16 protein-coding genes are annotated in these 16,959 nt (G+C 65.2%); 6 read left to right on the forward strand and 10 right to left on the reverse strand.

The features are described 5' to 3' along the window. Positions 1-27: 27 nt before the first annotated feature. From acuI to AC57B8_RS31730, 4 genes are all read left to right on the forward strand, one after another. Positions 28-1,014 carry an acrylyl-CoA reductase (NADPH) gene (gene acuI / locus AC57B8_RS31715; RefSeq protein ID WP_496481780.1) on the forward strand — a complete coding sequence of 329 codons (987 nt, stop codon included), beginning with the start codon at positions 28-30 and terminating at the stop codon, positions 1,012-1,014. Positions 1,015-1,025: 11 nt separating this feature from the next. Beyond that, complete coding sequence (locus AC57B8_RS31720; protein WP_496481781.1) at positions 1,026-1,856, forward strand: alpha/beta fold hydrolase; 831 nt, start codon at positions 1,026-1,028, stop codon at positions 1,854-1,856. 108 nt (positions 1,857-1,964) lie between these two features. Continuing rightward, positions 1,965-2,966: an NADP-dependent oxidoreductase gene (locus AC57B8_RS31725; RefSeq protein ID WP_496481782.1), complete on the forward strand. Its 1,002-nt coding sequence runs from the start codon at positions 1,965-1,967 to the stop codon at positions 2,964-2,966. 131 nt (positions 2,967-3,097) lie between these two features. Next, complete coding sequence (locus tag AC57B8_RS31730; protein ID WP_496481783.1) at positions 3,098-3,922, forward strand: SDR family NAD(P)-dependent oxidoreductase; 825 nt, start codon at positions 3,098-3,100, stop codon at positions 3,920-3,922. 35 nt (positions 3,923-3,957) lie between these two features. Here AC57B8_RS31730 and AC57B8_RS31735 read toward each other — a convergent pair whose 3' ends face one another. Further along, positions 3,958-4,857, reverse strand: a complete 900-nt coding sequence (locus tag AC57B8_RS31735) for a LysR family transcriptional regulator (protein ID WP_496481784.1) — start codon at positions 4,855-4,857, stop codon at positions 3,958-3,960. A gap of 104 nt (positions 4,858-4,961) precedes the next feature. Here AC57B8_RS31735 and AC57B8_RS31740 point away from each other — a divergent pair, with 104 nt between their 5' ends. Beyond that, entirely contained in the window at positions 4,962-6,128 is a 1,167-nt protein-coding gene (locus AC57B8_RS31740; protein ID WP_496481785.1) for a mandelate racemase/muconate lactonizing enzyme family protein, read from the forward strand. 27 nt (positions 6,129-6,155) lie between these two features. Next, a complete protein-coding gene (locus tag AC57B8_RS31745) occupies positions 6,156-7,133 on the forward strand; it encodes a tripartite tricarboxylate transporter substrate-binding protein (RefSeq protein ID WP_496481786.1) in 978 nt (325 codons plus the stop codon). A 239-nt stretch (positions 7,134-7,372) separates the two neighbouring features. On the opposite strand, the gene AC57B8_RS31750 is transcribed toward AC57B8_RS31745, so the two are convergent. From AC57B8_RS31750 to msuE, 9 genes are read right to left on the reverse strand one after another with little or no spacing between them, the layout of a single operon-like run. Beyond that, positions 7,373-8,614, reverse strand: a complete 1,242-nt coding sequence (locus AC57B8_RS31750) for an acyl-CoA dehydrogenase family protein (RefSeq protein ID WP_496481787.1) — start codon at positions 8,612-8,614, stop codon at positions 7,373-7,375. 44 nt (positions 8,615-8,658) lie between these two features. Beyond that, positions 8,659-9,435 carry an ABC transporter ATP-binding protein gene (locus AC57B8_RS31755; protein ID WP_496481788.1) on the reverse strand — a complete coding sequence of 259 codons (777 nt, stop codon included), beginning with the start codon at positions 9,433-9,435 and terminating at the stop codon, positions 8,659-8,661. 1 nt (position 9,436) lies between these two features. After that, the gene (locus tag AC57B8_RS31760) at positions 9,437-10,696 is read right to left on the reverse strand and encodes an SfnB family sulfur acquisition oxidoreductase (RefSeq protein ID WP_492741330.1); all 1,260 of its coding nucleotides are present in this window, start codon (positions 10,694-10,696) and stop codon (positions 9,437-9,439) included. Positions 10,697-10,735: 39 nt separating this feature from the next. After that, a complete protein-coding gene (locus AC57B8_RS31765) occupies positions 10,736-12,058 on the reverse strand; it encodes an ABC transporter substrate-binding protein (protein WP_496481789.1) in 1,323 nt (440 codons plus the stop codon). Positions 12,059-12,109: 51 nt separating this feature from the next. Next, positions 12,110-13,114, reverse strand: coding sequence for a branched-chain amino acid ABC transporter permease (locus tag AC57B8_RS31770; RefSeq protein ID WP_496481790.1), 1,005 nt, complete (start codon positions 13,112-13,114; stop codon positions 12,110-12,112). A gap of 3 nt (positions 13,115-13,117) precedes the next feature. Then, positions 13,118-14,014, reverse strand: a complete 897-nt coding sequence (locus AC57B8_RS31775; protein WP_496481791.1) for a branched-chain amino acid ABC transporter permease — start codon at positions 14,012-14,014, stop codon at positions 13,118-13,120. Then, complete coding sequence (locus AC57B8_RS31780) at positions 14,014-14,904, reverse strand: ABC transporter ATP-binding protein (protein WP_496481792.1); 891 nt, start codon at positions 14,902-14,904, stop codon at positions 14,014-14,016. The genes AC57B8_RS31775 and AC57B8_RS31780 overlap by 1 nt, the downstream gene beginning before the upstream one ends. Positions 14,905-14,912: 8 nt before the next feature. Next, complete coding sequence (sfnG, locus tag AC57B8_RS31785) at positions 14,913-16,049, reverse strand: dimethylsulfone monooxygenase SfnG (protein ID WP_496481793.1); 1,137 nt, start codon at positions 16,047-16,049, stop codon at positions 14,913-14,915. A 35-nt stretch (positions 16,050-16,084) separates the two neighbouring features. Further along, positions 16,085-16,678, reverse strand: a complete 594-nt coding sequence (gene msuE, locus AC57B8_RS31790; protein WP_496481794.1) for an FMN reductase — start codon at positions 16,676-16,678, stop codon at positions 16,085-16,087. Positions 16,679-16,959 lie beyond the last annotated feature (281 nt).

Raw genomic sequence — 16,959 nt, forward strand, 5'->3', positions numbered from 1 at the left:
AGAACGCCAGAACGGAAGGAACAGCACATGACATTCAAGGCACTGCTCGCCAGCAAGACCGGCGACACCATTTCAAGCAGCCTGGTCGACTTCAAGAAAGAGGACCTGATGCCGGGCGACGTCACCGTCGCGGTCGAGTACTCGACGGTGAACTACAAGGACGCGATGGCGCTCAGTGGCCGGTCACCGGTCATTCGCCAGTTTCCGCTGATTCCGGGCATCGACTTTGCCGGTGTCGTCGAGTCGTCGACTTATCCCGGCATCGCAGCCGGCGACCGTGTGCTGGCCAACGGCTGGGGACTGAGCCAGACGCACCACGGCGGCTTTGCGCAAAAGGCGCGGGTGAGCGGTGATTGGCTGGTCAAGGTTCCCGAGGTGTTTTCGACCCGGGATGCCATGGCCATCGGCACCGCCGGGTACACCGCCATGCTGTCGGTGCTCGCGCTCGAGCATGGTGGCCTGACGCCCGAGCACGGCGACATCCTGGTGACGGGCGCCAATGGCGGCGCCGGCTCCGTGGCGATCGCGCTGCTGTCGAGCCTGGGCTATCGCGTGATCGCGTCGACCGGGCGTCTCGAGGAATCCGATTACCTGCGTGCGCTGGGCGCGGCGGACATCATCGACCGTCACACCCTGTCCGAAGCGGGCACACCGATCGCCAAGGAGCGATGGGCCGGGGCCATCGATTCGGTCGGCAGCCATACCTTGGCAAACGTCCTGGCGCAGACCCGGTATCGCGGCGTGGTCGCGGCCTTCGGGCTCGCACAGGGCGCGGACCTGCCGGCATCCGTCCTGCCCTTCATCCTGCGCAACGTCACCCTCGCCGGTATCGACTCGGTCAATGCGCCGCAGCCTGCGCGGCTGCAGGCGTGGTCGCGTCTGGCCAGCGACCTGGACCTGGACAAGCTGGCACGGACCACCAAGGTGATCGGATTGGCAGAGGTTCCTGACGTTGCCAGCCAGGTACTCGCAGGGAAGGTCCAGGGGCGCACCATCGTGGATGTGAACGCCTGACCGGATCGCGCATGCCCTTCATCGACGCTCCCAACCTCTCGATCGATGTCGACGGGACTGCATTCGCGTACCGCGACCTGGGGCCTCGCAGTGGCGTGCCGCTGGTCCTGCTCAACCACTGGGGCGCGGTCCTCGACAATTTCGACCCGCGGATCGTCGATGGACTTGCCCACCGGCATCGCATCATCGCCATCGACTACCGGGGGATCGGTGCTTCAGGCGGAACGGCACCCGTGACCATCGATGCGATGGCACAGGATGCGATCGCACTGATCCACGCACTGGGCCTCGAGAAGATTGATCTGCTTGGCTTCTCCCTCGGAGGATTCGTGGCGCAGGACATCGTGCTGAAAGCCCCCGGCCTGGTGCGCCGACTCATCCTGACCGGCACAGGGCCGGCAGGCGGCACAGGCATCGAACGGGTCGGAGCGGTCTCCTGGCCGCTGATAGTCAAAGGCCTGTTGACGCTGCGGGATCCGAAGACCTTTCTGTTCTTCACCTCCACGGCCAACGGTCGTCAAGCCGCGAAAGCCTTCCTGGAGCGACTGAAGGAGCGCAAGGCGGATCGGGACAAGGGGCCGACGCCCCCTGCCTTCCTGCGGCAGCTGAAGGCCATCAAGGCCTGGGGCCGGCAGGTGCCCCAGGATCTGGGCGGCATCCGCATCCCTGTGTTGATTGCCAATGGCGACAACGACATCATGGTGCCCACCGTGAACAGCCATGACATGGCGCGTCGCATCCCAGGCTCGCAACTGGTCATCTACAAAGACGCTGGGCATGGCGGGATTTTCCAGTACCACGGCGAATTCGTGCCCAAGGCGCTGGCCTTTCTCAATGACTGAACGACGGCATCTTTTGCAACCGGCTTCAGGCCGACTTTCCCGGCCGCCCCCTGTGGGGCGGGGCTGCCCGAAGCGCGTCCAATCAAACACCCTGGAGAAAAGTCGCCCATGAAAGCGTTCATCATCGATCGTTACGGAAAGAATGAAGTTGGCCGCATCGGCGAAACGCCCGAGCCCGAGGTGCGGGACGATGACGTCCTGATCCAGATCCACGCGGCGAGCATCAATGCCCTGGACTCGAAGATCAAGAACGGCGAATTCAAATTGATTCTTCCCTACCACTTCCCCCTGATCCTGGGCAACGACCTGGCCGGTACGGTTGAGCGGGTCGGCGCTCGCGTTCGCAGCTTCAAACCGGGCGACGAGGTCTATGCGCGCCCCGACGACGATCGCATCGGCACCTTCGCCGAGTTCATCGCCGTCAAGGAATCGTCGCTGGCGCTGAAGCCCAAGAATCTCAGCATGGTCGAGGCCGCATCCGTTCCTCTGGTGGCCCTGACCGCCTGGCAGGTGCTGGTCGAGACCGCCAAGCTGAAAAAGGGGCAGAAGGTCCTGATCCATGCCGGCTCCGGCGGCGTCGGCACCATCGCCATCCAGCTTGCCAAGCATCTCGGGGCATTCGTGGCCACGACCACCAGCACGGCCAACGTCGCCTGGGTGAAGGCCTTGGGCGCGGACGTCGTCATCGATTACAAGCAGCAGGATTTCGCCACGGTGCTCCGCGACTACGACGTGGTGTTGAACAGCCTCGGCAACGGCGAGCTGAACAAATCCCTCCAGGTTCTCAAGCCGGGCGGGCATCTCATCTCCATCTCGGGGCCGCCCACCCCGGCGTTCGCCATCGCGCGAGGACTGGCCTGGCCGCTCAGGCAAGTGCTGCGCCTGTTGAGTTTCGGCATCAGGAACAAGGCAAAGAAGAACGGGGGCCACTACACCTTCGTCTTCATGCGGGCCGATGGGGCGCAGTTGCGAGAGATCACCGCCCTCATCGAGTCAGGCGCCATCCGCCCGATCGTCGACAAAGTGTTCCCATTTCAGGACACCCACAAAGCGTTGGCCTACGTCGACAGTGGGCGCGCCAAGGGCAAGGTCGTGGTGCAAGTGGTGTAGCTGCCGCCTGCCTGCGCTAGCGTCTTTGATCAGGCCCTTGCCCCGCCGACTCAGGCCATCGCACGGCCGACGCGCAAGCCTCCGGTGGCCTTGGCGTTCTGTACCCGCTCTGTATGACCAGGAGATCGACCTTGGGTTCATACACAACCGCCCGCATCGGCAAGCGCGCGCTGGTGACTGGCGCATCTAGCGGCATCCGTGCGGCCATCGCGCGTGAGGTCGCGGCGCTCGGCGTGGATCTCGTGCTGACGGCGCGGCACCGCGACGCACTCGATGCGGTCGCCGCAAGCTGCAAGGGCGTGAAGGTCGAGATCGTCACTGCAGATCTGGGCAAGCCCGATGCCGCGCGCGCGTTGTGGACCGACGCGATCGCCTGCGGCCCGATCGACATCCTGATCAACAACGCCGGGTTCGGCTATTTCCGACGGTTCGACGAGGTCGACTGGGCGCGCGACGCGGAACTCATTCAACTCAACATGACCTCGCTGGTCGCGCTCGCGCGGTGCTTCGTTGACGCGCACAAGACAAGCACCGGACCCGCGCACATGGTGAACATCGCGTCGCCCGGCGCGTACCAGTCGGTGCCGAACATGGCGCTGTACGCTGCGTCGAAGGCGTTCGTCCACAACTTCAGCGAGGGTCTCCATGACGAGCACCGTGGCACGCCGCTGACGGTGACCTGCATCTGCCCTGGCGGCACCGAAACCGCGTTCCACGCCACGTCTGGCGGAGGCGACTACTCATGGATCGCGAACGCGTCGATGAAAAGCGCGGAGTTCGTGGCGCACGCCGCGATCCGCGCGATGCTGCGCGGATCGCGCACGGTGGTGCCCGGCTTGTTCAACAAGCTGTCGTGCTTTGGCGTGCGCTTCTTGACGCGGCGCTTCGCGTCACGGGTGGCGACGCAAGTGCTTGGCAAGCCTCGGTTCGTGCTGCCGACGCGAAGCGGGACGTAAGGTCATCCCATTCGGTGACTGCGACCAAGATGCGGTCACATGCCAATGGCAGCATTCCAGAAGGCGTTCGCGGCCTTCCCCAATAGCTCGCTGTCGCGATAGAGCCTTATTTCCAGAGGCACTTCCCAGTCGTTGCCCGCCGCGGCGACAAGCCGCCCCTGGTCCATGTCGTCCTCCACCAGCGTCTGCGGCAACCACGCGATCCCCCTACCGTCCAGCACCATCGTTCGAAGGACAGAGGCGAGATGCGCCGTGAAGACGGCCTGCGCAGGAACCGACTCCAGCCTGCGTCCGATCACGGCGCGCATGATGCGTCCCAGTCCTGATTCCTCGGTGTACTGGAGCATAGGGACTGCAGCGTCGCCTCGACGCGCAAGCTGATAACGCGCCTGCCCCTTCTCGTCCGGCGCCGAGACCGGAATCAGCAGATCCTCGCCGATGCGGGTCGACTTGTACGGCTCCGCGTCCAGCGCCCCTTGCGCCTTGCTGTGCGCGTGGCTCAACACAAATTGAACCTTGCTTTGCAGCATCAGTGCTTCGCAACGCTGGAGCACGTCGGACATCAGTTGCACCGGCCCGAGCGTCGTATTCGATTCGAGGCTTCGCAGCCATCGCGGCAGAAAAGTGAACGAGAGCGCATGCGTGGACGCAATGCGCAAGGTGACCGAACTGGCCTCGGCGACCTTCTTGGCATCACCCGGCACCCGCGCGACGCGAGCGATCAATTCCTGTGCCACGCCGGTGAACCATTCACCGGCTTCGGTCAGCTGGGCGGGTTGCGAGCTCCGGTCGAAAAGCTCGGCGCCGATCCACTCCTCCAGCGCCCGAATGCGCCGGCTGAACGCGGGTTGGGAGCTGTGGCGGTCCTCTGCGGCGCGCGAAAAATTCCCTGTGGCAGCCAGGGCCACGAAATCTTCAAGCCAGATCAGATTCATGTGCGGTTCGTCCAGTGCATAGAAGCAGCGAAAAGGAACATTGGCCGAAACATCCCGTGCGGCGGACCATAGAGGCTCTCAATCAAAGCCCTCTGGAGCCAGCCATGAAGATCGTCGAAATTCGCGAGAAAACCATTCCCATCAGCTCGCCCATCCGCAACGCCTACATCGACTTTAGCAAGATGACACTGAGTCTTGTCGCGGTGATCACCGACGTGATCCGCGACGGCAAGCCGGTGGTCGGCTACGGTTTCAATTCGAACGGCCGCTACGGCCAGGGCAAGCTGATGCGCGAGCGGTTCATCCCGCGCATCCTTGAAGCGGACCCGTCGTCGCTCGTCGACGACACGGGCGACAACCTCGACCCGCACAAGATCTGGAACACGATGTTCACCAACGAGAAGCCGGGCGGCCATGGTGAACGCTCCGTGGCCATCGGCACGATCGACATGGCGGTGTGGGACGCCGTGGCCAAGATCGAAGGCAAGCCCCTCTTCCAGTTGCTCGCAGACCGCTACGGCGACGGAAAGCCGAACCGCAAGATCTTCGTGTACGCAGCGGGCGGCTACTACTACCCTGGGCAGGACCACAGGAAGCTCCAGGACGAGATGCGCAGCTACATCGACCGCGGCTACACGGTCGTCAAGAAGAAGATCGGCGGCGCCTCGCTCGACGAAGACCTTCGCCGCATCGATTCGATCATGGAAGTGCTGCAGGACGGCCAGAAGCTCTGCGTCGACGCGAACGGGCGCTTCGACCTTGAAACCGCCATCGCCTACGCCAAGGCGCTATCGCAATACGACCTGTTCTGGTACGAGGAGCCGGGCGACCCGCTGGACTTCGAACTCCAGGCGGCGCTGCGCAACTTCTACAAGAACCCGATGGCCACGGGCGAAGACCTCTTCTCGATGCAGGACGCGCGCAACCTGATTCGCTACGGCGGCATGCGCCCCGACCGCGACTGGCTGCAGTTCGACTGCGCGCTGAGCTACGGCCTGGTGGAGTACCTGCGCACGCTCGAGATGCTCAAGGAGCACGGCTGGTCGGCCAGCCGCTGCATCCCCCATGGCGGACACCAGATGTCGCTGAACATCGCCGCCGGGCTCGGACTGGGCGGCAACGAGTCCTACCCCGACCTGTTCCAACCGTTCGGCGGATTCCCGGACGGTGTGAAGGTCGAGAACAGCCATGTGACGCTGCCTGACCTGCCCGGCATCGGCTTCGAAGGCAAGGCCGATCTGTATCGCGAGATGCAAGCGCTGTCGGCCTGACGCCCAAAAAACCAAGGAGACAAGACCATGACCTATCTTTGGCGCTGCGGCGCCGGCCTGGCCGTGCTCGGATTCGCTTCGCTCGCGTGCGCGGAGTTTCCCGACAAGCCCGTCACGCTGGTCGTGCCTTTTTCCGCTGGCGGCCCCAGCGACAAGATCGCCCGGGACCTGGCCGAGGCGCTTCGCAAGCCCCTGGGCCAGACCGTCATCATCGAAAACGCCGCCGGCGCGGGCGGCACGGTCGGCTCGGCCAAGGTTGCGCGTGCCGCACCGGACGGCTACACGCTGCTGGTGCATCACATCGGCATGGCCACCGCGCCGGCCCTGTACCGCAAGCTCAGCTACAAGGTGCCGGACGATTTCGAAACACTGGGTGTGATCAACGAAGCGCCGTCGGTGCTGATCGGCAAGCCGAGCCTCGCTGCTGGCAACTTCGCCGAGTTGCGCCAGTGGATCACATCGAACGGCGGCAAGGTGAACCTCGCCAACGCGGGGCTCGGTTCCGCATCGCACCTGTGTGGCCTGATGCTCCAAGGCGCGCTGAAGACAAGCATGACGCCCGTGCCCTATAAAGGGACCGCACCGGCAATGACGGACCTCATCGGCGGACAGGTCGATGTGATGTGCGAGCAAGCGACCAACGCGGTGCCGCAGATCGAGGGCAAGAAGGTCAAGGTCTACGGCATCACCAGCTTGCAGCGGCTGCCGCTCGCGGCGCTGAAGGACACGCCGACCCTGTCCGAAGCCGGGATGAAAGACTTCAACGTCCAGGTCTGGCACGGCTTGTACGCCCCGCGTGGCACGCCTGCCGCAGTGCTCGCCAAGCTCAACGCCGCACTGCGCACTGCATTGAAAGATCCTGATCTGATCAAGCGGGAGGAGGCGCTCGGCCTCACAGTTGTCAATGACGACCGGCTCGATCCCGCCGGCCACAGGAAATACCTTGAAGCCGAAAAGGTGCGATGGTCGAAGGTGATCAAGGACGCTGGCGAATACGCCGACTGATGCGACGAGGACGCGGGCTGATATCCTGCCCCATCGAAGCGTCGCTGAAGCAAGCCACGTCCGCTCCAACGATGAGCCTGTTGCCCAACCGGCGATAACCACAGGCACGCAAACACCCAGTTGCCATTCGTTGGTCGGCCCACAAGTGGCCGAAATCCCAGGCTATCGCCGGTTGAACCGGCGTTTGGTTCGCATGCAAACAACGCGCTTGCATCCTTCTCCTCGGTGATGACTACTTCTCAGGTATACCAGCTTGGCTCCGGGATCTGCCCCCTCAGCGCATAGGCACCCACCTCGCGCCGCTTGTAGGCGATGGGGTCATGCAGCGAATGCGTGCGGATGTTGCGCCAGAAGATGTCCAGGCCCACTGCGTTGGCGGTGGCGCGCGCGCCGGTGACCTCGAACACCTTGGTGCCGATCTCCAGCCCAATGTCCACCGCCGCCTGCTTGGCCGCTGCAATGCGCACCGCCACGCGCCCGCGAGCCCCGGGTGTCAGCGCATCGCGCTCGGCATGCAGCAGCGCGGAAATTTCCGCGCCGGCCGAGTTGGCGAGCTCCTCCGCCGCCCACAGGCGCGACTGCAGTGTGCCGTAGGCTTCCAGGATGTACCACTCGTCGCTCGCGGATTCCTTGTTGTCGCCGCCGTAGGGCCAGGCGCGCGTCTTCTCGCGCGTGTAGCCCGCGGCCGTCTTCAGCGCGCCCTCGGCGATGCCCAGGTAGAAGTTCGCGAACACGAGTTGGATCGCGGGCAGGTTCAGCGTCTCGTAGGTGCGGCTCTGGTAGACCTTGTCGACATAGCCCGCGGCGCTCGCCCAGTCGATGCGCACGTCCTCGATGGTCACGCCGCCCGACTCGGTGAGGCGCTGACCCAGGTGGTCCCAGTCGTCGAGGTAACGGATGCCGTCCTGCTTCGACGGCACGATCGCGAAGATGTGCTTGTCCGTGCCTTGCAGCACGCCTTCGAGCACGGTGAGGTCCGAGACCTTCGAGCCGGTCGAGAACGACTTGCGGCCGTTGTAGGCCAGTTGCCCATCGACCTCGGTGATCACCAGGTCGCCGTCGCGCGGGTTCACCGCACCGCCGAAGAACAGGTCGTTGGCCGTGTAGAGCGCCTCCACCGCATCGATCTGTTCCGGCGTTCCCACCAGGTGCACCGCCCAGGCCCAGAGGTAGTGGTAGCCCAGCAGCTGGCCGATCGAGCCGTCGCCCGAGGCCACGATGCGGATCACCTTGTAGGCCGTGTCCCAAGGCTGCCCCGCCCCGCCATGCTGCACGGGACCGAGCAGCGTGGTGAGGCCCGCGTCCTTGAGCAGCTGCACTTCGGCCGTGGGCACCGCTTGCTGGCGGTCGCGCGCCACCTGGTCGACCGCGAGAATGGCCGCCACCTCGGCGGCGCGGGCCAGCCACTGGGGTGCGTCGGCCGGACGCGGCTTGCCTTGCCAGGGCGAGGTCTTGAGCGCTTGCTCGAGCGTGAGGCTCATGGTGCGAACTCCTGATGAAACGGATGGAACAAGGCGCCGGGCCTTCAGGCCGCGGCGTGGGAAACAGCGCCGGCCACAACGCCTTCGCCGAAATAGAAAGACTGGATGTCGGCGCGCTGGCGCAACGCCTGTGCGTCGCCGCTCAAGACCGCCACGCCGGCATCGAGCACGGTCGCACGGTCGGCGTACTGCAGCGCCACGGTCGAATTCTGCTCGGCCACGAGGATCGACAGGCCCTCCTCGCGGTTGAGCCGCCGTAGCTGCTCGAAGATGTCGCGCACCACGAGCGGTGCGAGGCCCATCGACGGCTCGTCGAGCACCAGCAGCCGGGGCCGCGACATCAGCGCTCGGCCGATGGCCGTCATCTGCTGCTCGCCGCCGGAGCTCAGTCCCGCCAGGGTCTTTCGCCGGTCCTTGAGCTTCGGAAAGATCGTGTAGACCCGCGCAAGGTCTTCGGCGACTTCCGCGCGTCGCGCGCTGCGCCCGAGCGCGCCGGTCAGCAGGTTTTCCTCCACCGTCAGCGTGCGAAAGCAGTGGCGGCCCTCCAGCACCTGCACCAGGCCCAGCCTCACGAGGTCGGCCGGGCTCGTGCGGCCGGTGTCGCGCCCGTCGAAGACGATGCGCCCGGCCGTCACCTCACCGCGCTCGGCAAGCAGCAGGTTCGACACCGCCTTGAGCGTGGTCGACTTGCCCACCCCGTTGGCGCCGAGCAGCACGTGGATCTCGCCGGCGCGCACCTCCAGGCTCACGCCGTGCAGCGCGACGATCGAGCGCTGATACACGGCCGCTACCGCCTCGATGCGCAACAAGGGGGCCGTCACCTCAGCTCCACGCGTGGAACGGTGGATTCACGCCATTGAGGAAGTAGTTGCCCACGATGGCGTACTTCCAGCGCACCGGGTCGTGCAGCGTGTGCGTGCGCGCATTGCGCCAGTGGCGGTCCAGGTTGTACTGGCCCAACGTCGAGCGCGTGCCAGCCAGCTCGAAAAGCTTGTTGGTCGCCAGGATCGCGATTTCGGTGGAGAGCACCTTGGCCTCGGCGGTCGCGATCTGCGCTGCGGCCACGCTGTCGGCACCGGGTGCGGCAACCGCGCGGTCGATAGCGCGGCCCGCGCGCTCCAGCAGCGCTTCGCTCGCATGCAAGCGGATCTGCAGGTCGCCCACGGCCTGGATCGAATACGGGTCTTCCCATGCATGCTCACGCTGACTGTCGATCCACGGTCGCGTCTTGGTGCGGATGAAATCGACCGTCTCGGCAATAGTGCCACGCGCAATACCCACATCGACCGCCGCCTGGATGATCTGGAAGATCGCGCCATCAGCCGAAGGCGTGTCGTAGCCCTTGAACGCCGGGATCAGGTGCGACTTGGGCACCTTCACATGGTCGATGACCACCGTGCCGCTGAGCGTGGTGCGCTGGCCGAAGGCCGACCAGTCGTCGATCACCGTGAGGCCCGGCGCATTGCGATCGGCCACCACGTACCAGGTGTTGCCCGCTTCGTCGTTGGCCACGATGGGCACATAGTGCGCGAGCAGCGCACCGGTCGAATAGAACTTCTTGCCGGTCACCACCACGTGGTCGCCCGCGTCGGTGAAGCGCGTCTCAAAATCGGCCGCGCGCTTCGAACCCGACTCTGAGAACGCATTGCCCCAGCGCACGCCGCGAAGAAAGTCGGCGAAGAACAGTGTCTGCTGCGCGGCATCAGACACCGTGCGCACCGCGGCAACGAAACCCAGGTGGTTCTGCGTGATCTGCCCGAGTGACGGGTCGGCCGCCGAGATGATCGCGATCACCTCGGCCAGCGTGGCGTACGACACCTCCGCGCCACCGAAGGCCTTGGGCACGTTGATAGCCCAGAGCCCGCTTTGCGAGTAGGCATCGATCTCCTCGACCGGCCAGCGGCGCAGACGGTCGCGCTCGGAGGCGCCGACGATCAGCCGGGCGGCCAGCGCGTGCGCCACGGCGATGGCCTCGGCGTCGTCGCGGATCACATGCGCGGGCGTGTCGGACAGTGGCAGGCCGGGCACGGGATCGTTGGCGGCGGCTAGTGCGGGTGCAGGGGGTTGGAGAACGGCGGACATGGAATGGGGCTTCCTTTCAGGTGCGTGTGGGCGTGCGGATCAGTCGTCGATGCTCTTGCGCACCTTCACGTTCTTCTCTTTCGCATAGGCCAGCGAAGACTTCTCGATGATCGGACGCAGCAGCTTCCAGTCGGGCGCGATCCAGTCGGACACCACGTTCCACTTGCTGCCGTCCCACTGCTGGAAGGCCACGCGGCCGTCGCCTTCGTGGTTGTCCCAGGTCACGTTGATCGAATGGAACAGGCCCTTGGCGCCGAGTGCGGCGGCGCGCGCTTCGTCGATCTTCAGGTTCTCCAGGCCCCAGCGGATCTCGTCGCCGGTGAGCGTGCGCTTGCCGAATTTCGCTTGCGCGATGCGGATGGCCTCGACGTTCAGGATGCCATTGAGCACGCCCAGGTTGTGATAGACACTGCCGATGCGCTTGGGGTCCTGCAGGTTGCCCTTGCCCGCGCCGTACACGACCTTCGCGATGTCCTGCAGCACGGGGTACTGCGCGCCCGCCGCCACGGTGGTGATCGCCACATAGCCCTTGGCCGCATCGCCCGCGGGGATCACGTCTTCCTCCGAGTTGGACCACACGTTGCCCACGATGTGGTCGACCGGAAAGCCGGTCTTCTGCGCCGTCTTGAGCGCCACCGGATTCATCACGCCCCAGCCGCGCAGCACCACGTAGTCGGGCTTGGTGCGGCGGATGGTGAGCCACTGCGACTGCTGCTCGTTGCCCGGATGCGGCACCTCGATCTGCTGCAGCGTGAAGCCGTACTTCTTGGCGAGCAGCTCGTAGACCGGGATCGTTTCCTTGCCGTAGGGCGAGCCGTGGTACAGCACCACGATCTTCTTGCCCTTGAGCTTGTCAGCGCCGCCCTCCTTGCCTGCGATGTAGTTCACGATGCCCGAGGTTTCGCTGTACGGGTTGAGCAGCAGCGGAAAGATGTACTTGAACACGCGCCCGTCGGTGGTATCGGTGCGGCCGTGGTTGATGGTGAGCAGCGGCACCTTGTCGGCCGTCACGCGGTCGATGAGCGCATAGGCGATGCCAACCGACAAGGGGTTCCAGGTCGCGATGCCGGGGCGTTGCTTCAGGCGCTCATATACCTCTACGCCGCGCTCCACTTCATATTGCGTCTCGCCCTCCTCCCAGGTCAGCTTGACGCCGCCCACGCCGCCGTCGCGCGTGTTGACCAGGTTCAGGTAGTCGATGAAGCCGCCGAAGAAGCCCGTGCCGCCGGCCGCGTAGGGGCCGACGCGGTAGCTCTGCAGCGGGAAGAACTGCTCGTTGCCGTCGGCATGCGCGAACTGCAGGCCGACCAAGGACAGAGTGGCGGCCAGGGCCGCGGTTTTCAGGTGCTTAAGGAAGGACATGGTGATGAAGGCTCTAGGGAGGGATGCGAAAGGAAAAACGAATGCGTGCGCTCAGGCGGGCGAAAGTCGCTTGCGCGCGCGGTCCCAGAGAGCAACCAGCCCCTGGGGTTCCACGGCGAGAAAGAAAATGATCAGTGCGCCCAGCACGATGCGCTGGCTCATGTCGAGCACGCCCGAATCGAACCAGCCGCCGAAGACAAAGCTGCCCACGCGCGAGAGCAGCAGCGGGAACACCACGATCAGCGCCGCGCCGAGGAAGGCGCCGCGGATCGTCGCGAGCCCGCCGATGATCACGATGAAGAGGATCTGGAACGAGCGGTCGAGGTTGAAGCCCGCGGGCTCCACCGTGCGCAGGTACACGAAGCCCCACAGCACGCCCGCCACGCCCACGATGAACGACGACACCGCGAACGCCAGCAGCTTGGTGCGCAGCACCGGCACGCCGATGACGCGCGCGGCCAGTTCGTTGTCGCGCACGGCAATGAAATGGTGGCCGGTCTGCGTACGCACCAAGCGCCAAGCAAGTAGCGTCAGCACGGTAACGATGCTCAGCGAGAAGAGGTATCGGCCCACCGGCGTGTCGAACACAACGCCGGCTACTTCGAGCGCGGGCGCATCGATCACGCCTGAGGCGCTGTCATTGCTGAACCAGCTGAACTTGGTCAGAGCCCATTGCACGAAGAACTGCGCGGCCAGCGTCGACACCGCGAGATAGAAGCCGCGCAGCCGCAGGCTCGGCAGGCCGAACACCAGACCGATGGCCGTGGCGGCCAGCCCCGCGAGTCCGATGCTCACAAGCAGTGGAAGCCCTTCCACGCGCAGGTTGAAGTTGTAGGCCGCGAAGGCGCCCACAGCCATGAAGGCCGCAGTGCCCAGCGACAGCTGGCCCGCGTAGCCGGTCAGCAGGTTGAGCCCCACCGCCGCGAGCGACAGTGCAAGGAACGGAATCAGCAACGCATCGAACACATAGCCGGAGGCAACGAACGGCACGACACCGAACGCGACGACAAGCACCGCCAGCGGCCAGGTCCATGGAGGTAGCGCAACGGTACGCATGGCTCAGGCGCGCTCCACCAGCTTCTGTCCGAAAAGTCCGCTCGGCCGGATCAGCAGGAAAGCCAGTGCTGCCACATACGCGAACCAGCTCTCGATGCCGCCACCCACGAAAGGCCCGATGTACACCTCGGCCAGCTTCTCGAGCGCGCCGATCACCAGCCCGCCGACGACTGCGCCGAGGATCGAGTCAAAGCCACCGAGCACCAGCACCGGCAGCGCCTTCAGTACCACCAGCGAGAGCGAGAACTGCACGCCCAGCCGCGCACCCCATAGCAACCCGGCCACCAGCGCGATGACACCGGCCGCGGCCCACACCGTGGCCCAGATGCGCGGCAGCCGAAGGCCCACCGCAATCGCTGCATAGGTGTCGTCCGCGACCGCACGGAACGCGAGGCCCACGCGGGTGTAGCGGAAGAACGCCGAGAGCAGCGCGACCATCACGCCGGCTGTTGCGGCTGCGAACAGGTCGAAGGTCGAGACCATGATGCCGAGGAACTGCAGCGGCTCGTCAGCGATGCCCAGTTCCAGCGCATGCACCTGCGTGCCCCACACGAGTTGGGCCACGCCCTCGATCACGTACGACAGGCCCAGGGTCGCCATGAACAGCGTGATCGGCGGCTGGTTCACCAGGGGGCGCAGCACCGTGCGCTCGATGGCCAGGCCCAGCAGTACCATGAGCGCGAGGGTCAGCACGAGCGCCAGTGCAAAAGGCACGCCGCGCTCCACCAGGCTCACGAAGGTGAGCGCTGCGAACAGTAGCTGCGCGCCCTGCGCGAAATTGAGAACGCCCGATGTCTTGTAGATCAGCACGAAGCCGATGGCCACAAGCGAATACATCACGCCCGAGAGCAGGCCGCCGATGAGCACTTCGGCGAAGAAGCTGAGGTCTGAGGCGTCCATCAGCCCTGCTCCGCTTCGTTGTCGTGGGCCACGCCCAGGTAGGCGTCGATCACCGCAGGGTCGCGACGCACCTCGGCCGGCGTGCCGTCGGCGATCTTGCGACCATAGTCGAGCACGGCCACGCGGTCCGACAGACCCAGCACGACGCCGATGTCGTGTTCGATGAGGAGGATGGTGGTGCCGAACTCGTCGCGCGCGGCGCGCACGAAATGGGCCATCTCGCTTTTTTCGGTGACGGTCATGCCGGCCATCGGCTCGTCGAGCAGCAGCAATTGCGGCGCAGCGACCAGCGCACGCGCCAGCTCGATGCGCTTTTGCAGCCCATAGGCCAGCGTGCCGGCCAGCCGATCGCTCACGCTGCCAAGCCCGAGAAAGCCGACGATCGCGTCGGCGCGTGCGCGCGCATCGTCACGTTCACGCCGTGCGCGGCCCAGGCCGACGAGTTGTTCGATGAAGCTGGAGCGCGCCGCATCGACGCGGCCCAGCACGATGTTGTCGCGCACGCTCAGCCCCTTGAAGAGCGCGAGGTTCTGGAAGGTGCGTGCGACGCCCAGCCGCGCCAGCCGCGCCGTCGGCACGTGGCCGAAGCTGCGCCCGCCGATCCACACGCGCCCCCGGTCGGGCCGGTACAGCCCGCTGATGACGTTGACGAGCGAGCTCTTGCCGGCGCCGTTCGGGCCGATGACGGCGCGAATCTCTCCCTTGGCGATCGACAGGTCCACGCCCAACAGCGCGGTGACGCCGCCAAAAGACAGGTCGATGCCTTCGAGCTGCAGCACGGCCGAGGTGCCCGAGTCTTCACCGGCCGCTGCTGCGCGTCCTGCCGGCACGAAGGCCACCGGGTCAGCACCGAGCGAGACCGGGCCCGCCTCGAAGAGAAGGTCACGCATCGCCAGGCTCACGCCACGGCTTCCAGCGCCGGCTTGCTGTGGTTGCCAACATCGGCGCCCTGCTCGGCTTCGAGCTTGCGCACCAGCGGCAGCACCTTCTGGCCGAAGTACTCCACCTCTTCGATGAAGTGCAGGAAGCCCGTGAGGATCAGGTCGACACCGATGGCCTTGAGCGCCACGATGCGTTCGGCAATCTGCTGCGGCGTGCCGATGAGGTTGGTGCGAAAGCCGTCGTTGTATTGAACGAGATCCTCGAAGGTCGACTTGGCCCAGTTGCCTTCGCCCTCGGGCGACGATTTGCCGGCCTGCTTAGCCGCATCGCCGAAGGCCTGCACCGCCTCGACGTGGGCGTGCTTGATGATGTCGGCGAGCACCGCCTTGGCTTCTTCCTCGGTGTCGCGAGCAATGACGAAAGCGTTGACGCCGATGCGCACCGTGTGGCCGTTCTGTGCGGCCTTGGCCTGGATGTCGTCGATCTGCGCCTTCAGGCCTTCGGGCGTGTTGCCATTGGTGAAGTACCAGTCCGACACGCTGGCCGCGTTGTCGCGCGCAGCACGCGAGCTGCCGCCCTGGAAGATTTCGGGGTGCGGCTTTTGCACCGGCTTCGGGCTCAACGTGTAGTCGCTGAAGCGATAGAAGTCGCCCTTGAAGGTGAAGTTGTCCTGCGTCCAGATACCCTTGAGCGCGCGGATGAATTCGTTGGAACGGCGGTAGCGCTCGTCGTGCTCCAGCCATGGCTCGCCGATGGCCTGGAATTCGCCCTTGAACCAGCCGCTCACCACGTTGATGGCGATACGGCCGTTAGAGATGTGGTCGATGGTGGCGATCTGCTTGGCCACCACGGCCGGGTTCCACGGGCCGGGCAGGATCGCGGCCAGCACCTTGAGCTTGGTGGTCGCATGCAGCAGCGCCTGGCTGAACGACACCGACTCGTGCTGGTACTCCGCGCCGTAGCCCGCGGTGAAGCGGATCTGGCTCAGCGCATATTCGAAGCCGGCCGTCTCGGCCGCGAGCGCCAGGCGCTGGTTGTATTCAAGGCTCCAGTCGGTGCGCTGCTCGATGGTGCTGACCACGAGGCCGCCGCTGACGTTGGGCACCCAATAGGCGAACTTGACGGGGGCGGGGGTGGAAGGCGTTTGGCTCATGGCAAGGCTCTTTCTCTGTAAAGGTCGAAGGGGCTTCAGGCGGGCAGCGCCACGGCCCTGCGACGGGCGGGTGCAGGCGTGGGGACCGGAGTGGCGTCACGCAGTTGCGGCACGGCACGCGCGACGGCCAGTGCGATGCGCTCGCGCAGCGCCGGGTTGGCGATCTCGTAGCCCTCGAAATCCTTCTCGACCGCGTAGACGCCGATGGGCAGCGTGCGCGCCTGGAAGAAGCTGAAGAGCGGGCGCAGCTGGTGGTCGATGACCAGCGCGTGCCGGTCGCTGCCGCCGGTGGCCGCAAGCAGCACGGGCTTTTCGGTCAGCGCCTCGTGGTGAACGAAATCGAACAGGTGCTTGAACAGCCCCGTGTACGAGCCGCGGTACACCGGGCTCGCTACCAGCAGCAGGTCAGCCGATTCAATGGCCGCAATGCTTTCTTCGACCACAGCGGGCAACTGGTTGCGATAGAGCACACCGGCGAACTGCGGGCCGATCTCGCCGAGCGAGATCACGCGCGCATCGATGGCGACTTCATCGCCGAGCGCAGCCAACAGCTCATCGACCAGCACCAGCGTGCGCGAGGGACGTTGCAGGCTGCCGGAGACGGCAACGACTTTCAGTTTTCGACTCATGTTGATATGACCTCTGTTTGGAAGCTGCAATCAATTCGCAGCGCAATGGATATAAGCGAATGGCGTGCCACTTTCTTTTTCCTTATGAATCAACAAGTTAGAACGAGATGGCGGCTTGTTCGCATGCTGGATCGGCAGCAGGCTGCGGGTGGATTGCTGATGGGGCAGCAGCACGCACTCCATAGTTGTTTGGCGCGCATCGGTATGCGCACACCAAATGAATGCCAGGCAGCAACCCAAGGGAAAACCTGCTTCTCACGCAGCAGCCGCCCCGGGGCGCC

The organism is Variovorax sp. BGA-UO-ETr-C22 (genome assembly GCF_059567965.1).

Coding starts and splice junctions, on each gene's coding strand:
- acuI (WP_496481780.1), top strand. CDS start 28: ATGACATTCAAGGCACTGCTCGCCAGCAAGACCGGCGACACCATTTCA.
- AC57B8_RS31780 (WP_496481792.1), bottom strand. CDS start 14,904: ATGCGTGACCTTCTCTTCGAGGCGGGCCCGGTCTCGCTCGGTGCTGAC.
- AC57B8_RS31745 (WP_496481786.1), top strand. CDS start 6,156: ATGACCTATCTTTGGCGCTGCGGCGCCGGCCTGGCCGTGCTCGGATTC.
- AC57B8_RS31760 (WP_492741330.1), bottom strand. CDS start 10,696: ATGTCCGCCGTTCTCCAACCCCCTGCACCCGCACTAGCCGCCGCCAAC.
- AC57B8_RS31725 (WP_496481782.1), top strand. CDS start 1,965: ATGAAAGCGTTCATCATCGATCGTTACGGAAAGAATGAAGTTGGCCGC.
- AC57B8_RS31765 (WP_496481789.1), bottom strand. CDS start 12,058: ATGTCCTTCCTTAAGCACCTGAAAACCGCGGCCCTGGCCGCCACTCTG.
- sfnG (WP_496481793.1), bottom strand. CDS start 16,049: ATGAGCCAAACGCCTTCCACCCCCGCCCCCGTCAAGTTCGCCTATTGG.
- AC57B8_RS31740 (WP_496481785.1), top strand. CDS start 4,962: ATGAAGATCGTCGAAATTCGCGAGAAAACCATTCCCATCAGCTCGCCC.
- AC57B8_RS31720 (WP_496481781.1), top strand. CDS start 1,026: ATGCCCTTCATCGACGCTCCCAACCTCTCGATCGATGTCGACGGGACT.
- AC57B8_RS31735 (WP_496481784.1), bottom strand. CDS start 4,857: ATGAATCTGATCTGGCTTGAAGATTTCGTGGCCCTGGCTGCCACAGGG.
- AC57B8_RS31775 (WP_496481791.1), bottom strand. CDS start 14,014: ATGGACGCCTCAGACCTCAGCTTCTTCGCCGAAGTGCTCATCGGCGGC.
- msuE (WP_496481794.1), bottom strand. CDS start 16,678: ATGAGTCGAAAACTGAAAGTCGTTGCCGTCTCCGGCAGCCTGCAACGT.
- AC57B8_RS31770 (WP_496481790.1), bottom strand. CDS start 13,114: ATGCGTACCGTTGCGCTACCTCCATGGACCTGGCCGCTGGCGGTGCTT.
- AC57B8_RS31750 (WP_496481787.1), bottom strand. CDS start 8,614: ATGAGCCTCACGCTCGAGCAAGCGCTCAAGACCTCGCCCTGGCAAGGC.